The sequence below is a fragment of the Streptomyces sp. NPDC058157 genome, assembly GCF_042884105.1.
Lineage (GTDB): Bacteria > Actinomycetota > Actinomycetes > Streptomycetales > Streptomycetaceae > Streptomyces.
The window spans coordinates 1-4,984 of sequence record NZ_JBHVUQ010000180.1 but is presented as its reverse complement, the minus strand read 5'-3'; the positions used below and the strand labels follow the sequence as shown (position 1 = coordinate 4,984).

General features: G+C 73.3%; 5 protein-coding genes. 4 read left to right on the top strand and 1 reads right to left on the bottom strand.

Annotated features, from left to right (window positions below):
• Window positions 1–750: GntR family transcriptional regulator (locus tag ACFVXK_RS30790; protein WP_389617996.1), on the bottom strand; the 750-nt coding region annotated here is incomplete at its 3' end.
• 231 nt (window positions 751–981) lie between these two features.
• Between ACFVXK_RS30790 and ACFVXK_RS30785 the strand changes: the two genes are divergently transcribed.
• The 4 genes from ACFVXK_RS30785 to ACFVXK_RS30770 form a co-directional block, all read left to right on the top strand.
• Window positions 982–2,145, top strand: a complete 1,164-nt coding sequence (locus ACFVXK_RS30785; protein WP_389617975.1) for an ABC transporter substrate-binding protein — start codon at window positions 982–984, stop codon at window positions 2,143–2,145.
• Window positions 2,145–3,053 carry an ABC transporter permease gene (locus ACFVXK_RS30780; protein ID WP_389617972.1) on the top strand — a complete coding sequence of 303 codons (909 nt, stop codon included), beginning with the start codon at window positions 2,145–2,147 and terminating at the stop codon, window positions 3,051–3,053. The genes ACFVXK_RS30785 and ACFVXK_RS30780 overlap by 1 nt, the downstream gene beginning before the upstream one ends.
• A complete protein-coding gene (locus tag ACFVXK_RS30775; RefSeq protein ID WP_389617969.1) occupies window positions 3,041–4,009 on the top strand; it encodes an ABC transporter permease in 969 nt (322 codons plus the stop codon). Before ACFVXK_RS30780 ends, ACFVXK_RS30775 begins: the two co-directional genes overlap by 13 nt.
• A gap of 5 nt (window positions 4,010–4,014) precedes the next feature.
• A partial coding sequence (locus tag ACFVXK_RS30770) for an ABC transporter ATP-binding protein (RefSeq protein WP_389617967.1) occupies window positions 4,015–4,984 on the top strand: 970 nt, incomplete at its 3' end.

Genomic DNA, 4,984 nt, shown 5'->3' with positions numbered 1-4,984 from the left:
GCGCTCCCCGCCGCCCGGGTGCCGCTCCAGCGGGGCGGTTACCGCCGAGTTGCTCACACTGAACGTGACGCTGCCGGCCCGGTAGCGGTCGTCGGACCACTCGATCGGACGGCCCGTACGCGTGGCCGATACATGACGCTGGCGCAGCAGCGGGCTGCCGCGCCGGACCTCCAGCAGCCGGGCGTCCTCGCTGCCCGCGGGGAGCGCGTCGATCAGGTGCTCGCCGTAGTGGGCCACGACCCCGGAGTCCGCCGCCAGGCCGTCCATCACCGAGCGGCAGTCCTCGGGCATGGCCTCCACCGCCTCCGCGACCCAGTCCGCGTAGGCGGTGCGCTCCACCATCACCGGCTCCCCGTCCAGCAGCCGCAGCCGCAGCACGGCCAGGACCTCCGTGCCCGGCGCCAGCGCGAGGCGCTCCGCCTCCTCGGCCGTGGCGGGGCGCCGGGTCCGCGACAGGAAGCGGCTGCGGGCCTCGTGGCCGATCCCCTCGGCCCACTGGGCGAAGCTGTTCAGCTCGCCGAAGCTGTGCCGGCGCTCGTGCCGCAGGACGATCCTGCGGGCCCCCTGGCTGGAGCCGACCAGCCCGTCGGCGGCCAGGCTCGCCACCGCCTGGCGGACCGTGCCGCGGGAGGCGGCGAAGCGGGCCGCCAGATCGCTCTCCGAGGGCAGCCGCGCGCCCACCGGGTAGGCGCCCGACAGGATCTCCCGGCGCAGCTCCTCCGCGATCTCCAGATACCGGACCGTGCCCATGCCGTTCGCCCCCCGCTCGCCCTGGTGCGGATCCTCCCGCACCGCCACTCATGATCATTCCAACAGGTCCTGTCACGACTTCTTTCGGTCAATCTCGTGTTTTCGTCGAGCCGTGCTCCACGGTCCAGACGCCGTTCACCGCGCGTACAGCCGGCCCGGGCGAACTGGGGCCAACTTGTTCAGACAAGTGATGCCTGACAAGTGATCCCCCCTTCGTCTCCGGGAGAGACCGTGTTCCGTTCCTCCGCCCGTCGCGGTGCGGCCGTACTGCTCAGCGCCGCCGCCGTCGCCACCCTCGGCGCGTGTGGCGCCGCCCCCGACCAGCCCGCCGCCGGCGCCGGTGCCAAGGGCAAGGCCCAGCCGGCCACCGCCGCCTCCGCGGCCGACCTCGGCGGCATGGACGCCCTCGTCGCGGCCGCCGAGAAGGAGGGCCAGCTCAACGTGATCGCCCTGCCGCCGGACTGGGCGAACTACGGCGAGATGCTCAAGGCCTTCCAGGCCAAGTACCCGAAGATCAAGGTCTCCAGCGAGAACCCGGACGCCGCCAGCGCCGACGAGATCGCCGCCGTCAAGTCCCGCAAGGGCCAGAAGCGCGCCCCCGACGTCCTCGACCTCGGCATCGCCTTCGCCCGCAGCGGGGCCGACGAGAACCTCTTCGCCCCCTACAAGGTCACGGCCTGGGACAAGATCCCCGCCGCCCAGAAGGACGCCGACGGCCGCTGGTACAACGACTACGGCGGCTACGTCTCCATCGGCTGCGACGCCGCGAAGATCCCCACCTGCCCGCAGACCTTCGCCGACCTGCTCAAGCCCGAGTACAAGGGCAAGGTCGCCCTCAACGGCAACCCGACCAAGTCCGGCTCGGCCTTCGGCGGCGTCTACGCGGCCGCCCTCGCCAACAAGGGCTCCTTCGCCGACATCCAGCCCGGCATCGACTTCTTCGGGCAGCTGCGCAAGAGCGGCAACTTCATCCCCGTCGAGTCCACCCCGGCCACCGTCGAGAAGGGCGAGACCCCCATCTCGATCGACTGGGACTACCTGAACGCCGGCTACGCCGAGCAGTTCAAGGGCAAGGGCGTCGACTGGAAGACCGTCGTCCCCGCCGACGGCGTCTACGCCCAGTTCTACTCCCAGGCGATCAACAAGGAGGCCCCCAACCCGGCCGCCGCCCGCCTGTGGATGGAGTTCCTCTACAGCACCGAGGGCCAGAACATCTGGCTCAAGGGCCACGCCCGCCCCGTCCTGCTCCCCAACATGACCCAGGACGGCACCGCCGACAAGGACGCCGTCACCAAGCTCCCGCAGGTCCAGGGCACCCCGTCCTTCCCGGCCTCGACCGAGCTCGACAAGGCCAAGGCCGCCCTCGCCGAGAAGTGGGACAAGGCCCTCAGCTGATGTCCGCACCCACCACCACCCCTCACCGTGAGGGGACCGCCGGCGGCACCACCCCCCGCCGCCGGCGGCGCGGCCCGCGCACCTGGCTCGCCGCCCTCCCCCTCCTCGTCTTCACCGGGCTCTGCTTCGGCATCCCGCTCGGCGCCATCGCCTTCGGCGCGGTCACCCGTACCGACCCCGCCACCGGCGCCACCCACGTCACCGGCGAGCACCTGGCCCGCTCCCTCCAGGGCCCCTACCTCACCTCCCTGAGCGGCAGCGTCCAGCTCTCCGCCCTGACGGCCCTGCTCGCCACCCTCCTCGGCGTGCTGATCGCCCAGGCGGTGGTCACCTCCCGCTCCACCGCCCTGCGCTCGGCCGCCCTGACCGCCTCCGGCGTCCTCGCCAACTTCGGCGGGGTACCGCTGGCCTTCGCGTTCATCGCCACCGCCGGCATCTCCGGGGTGGTCACCCAGCTCGCCGACCTCACCGGCCTGGGCTGGGACCTGTACTCCTTCACCGGCCTCACCGTGGTCTACCTGTACTTCCTGATCCCGCTGATGGTGCTGGTCACCGTCCCCGCCCTGGACGGGCTGCGCCCCCAGTGGCGCGAGGCCGCGCAGAACAACGGGGCCACCGGATGGCAGTTCTGGCGCCACGTCGGCCTGCCGGTGCTCGCGCCCTCCCTGCTCGGCGGGTTCGTCCTCCTCTTCGGCACCGCCTTCGCGGCCCACGCCACGGCCGCCGCCCTGGTCGGCGGCTCCGTACCGCTGGTCACCCTGAAGATCGCGGACGCCCTCTCCGGCAACGTGCTGACCGGCCAGGAGAACGTGGCGCTCGCCCTCGGCCTCGACATGATCCTGATCGCCGGCCTGGTCATGGCGGTCTACCTGCCCCTCCAGCGACGGAGCGCCCGATGGCTGCGATGACCGAGACCGCCGAGACCGTCCCGGGGGCCGCCTCCGGGACCGCCCCCGGGTCCGCCCCCGGGTCCGCGCGCGGCGATGCCGCCGCGGCCCCCGCGAACGCCGCCCGGGCGCGGAAGGCCCGCCCCCGCCCCCGGGTGTGGCGCGGCGCCGTGCTCGCCCTCGCCGGCGCGTACTTCCTCCTCCCGCTCCTGGCCTCCTTCGTGTTCACCGTGCACGTCCCCGGCCAGGGCGTCACCTTCGAGGCGTACACCGAACTGCTCGGCGCCGACGGCTTCTCCCAGAGCCTGCTGCTCTCCCTGGGCCTGGCCGCCGCCACCATCGCGCTGTCCCTGCTGCTGGCCGTGCCCGCGCTGATCGCCGTACGGATCGGCTCGCCGAAGCTGCGGCCCGTGGTCGAGGTGGTGTGCATGCTGCCCCTGGTGGTGCCGCCGATCGCCCTGGTCACCGGCATCACCACGGTGCTGCGCTGGGGGCCCGACCACCTTGCGCGGACCCCGCTCTACCAGACCTTCATCGCCGTCCAGGACGAGCGGTTCCCCGTCGTCCTGGTCCTCGCCTACACCGTGCTCGCGCTGCCCTTCGTCCACCGCTCGCTCGACGCGGGCCTGCGCGCCGTGGACGTGCCCACCCTGGTCGAGGCCGCCCGCAGCTGCGGCGCGAGCTGGCCGTACGTGGTGTGGCGGGTACTGCTGCCGAACCTGCGGACCTCGATCGCCGGAGCGGCCTTCCTCACCCTGGCGCTGGTGCTCGGCGAGTTCACCATCGCCTCCCTGCTGGGCTTCAGGCCCTTCGCCGTGTGGATCGTCTCCGTCTCCGGCTCCCAGGCCCGGATGTCGGTGGCCGTCTCCATCCTCAGCCTCCTCGTCACCTGGCTGCTGCTGCTCGTCCTCTCGCGGGCCGGAACCGCCCCCTCCACCACGGCCTCCGCCCCCGCTACCTCCCGCAAGGAGTCCTGACCCGCATGTCCACCACCCTGACCGAGGCCGGGAAGCCGGCCGAGTCCGCCGCCACCGGGGGCGCCCGCGTCGAATTCCGCGGCCTGCGCCGCGCGTTCGGCACCACCACCGCCCTCGACGGGCTCGACCTGACCGTCGAGCCGGGCGAACTCCTCGCCCTGCTCGGCCCGTCGGGCTGCGGCAAGACCACCGCCCTGCGCGTCCTCGCCGGCTTCGAACACCCCGACTCCGGCGAGGTGCTGGTCGACGGGCAGGACATCACCCGCGTCCCGGCCAACCGCCGCGACGCCGGGATGGTCTTCCAGTCGTACAGCCTCTTCCCCAACCTCAACGCCCGCGAGAACGTCGCCTTCGGGCTCCGCGTCCGGGGCGTCCCGGCGGCCCGCCGCCGCGAGCGCGCCGCCGAACTCCTCGACCTGGTCGGCCTGCCCGACCACGGCGACCGCTACCCGCACCAGATGTCCGGCGGCCAGCAGCAGCGCGTGGCCCTCGCCCGCGCCCTGGCCCTGCGCCCGCGCGTGCTCCTGCTCGACGAGCCCCTCTCCGCCCTGGACGCCAAGGTACGGGCCAACCTGCGCGAGGAGATCCGCCGGCTCCAGCTCTCCCTCGGCATCACCACCGTGTTCGTCACCCACGACCAGGAGGAGGCCCTCTCGATGGCCGACCGGGTCGCCGTACTCAACGCCGGCAAGCTGGAGCAGTGCGCCGCCCCCGCCGAACTCTACGAGCGGCCCGCCACGCCCTTCGTCGCCGAGTTCGTCGGCACCATGAACCGGCTCCCGGGCCGGCTCACCGGTGACGGCCGGGTGGAGGTCGCCGGCACCCGGCTGCCCGTCGACGGGCCGGTCCCCTCTGGTCCCGACGTCGAGGTGCTGGTCCGCCCCGAGAACCTCACCGTCGCCGCCGACGCGGCGGGCACCGCCACCGTCACCTCGGCCTCCTTCTTCGGCGCCGTCACCCGCCTCCACCTCGACC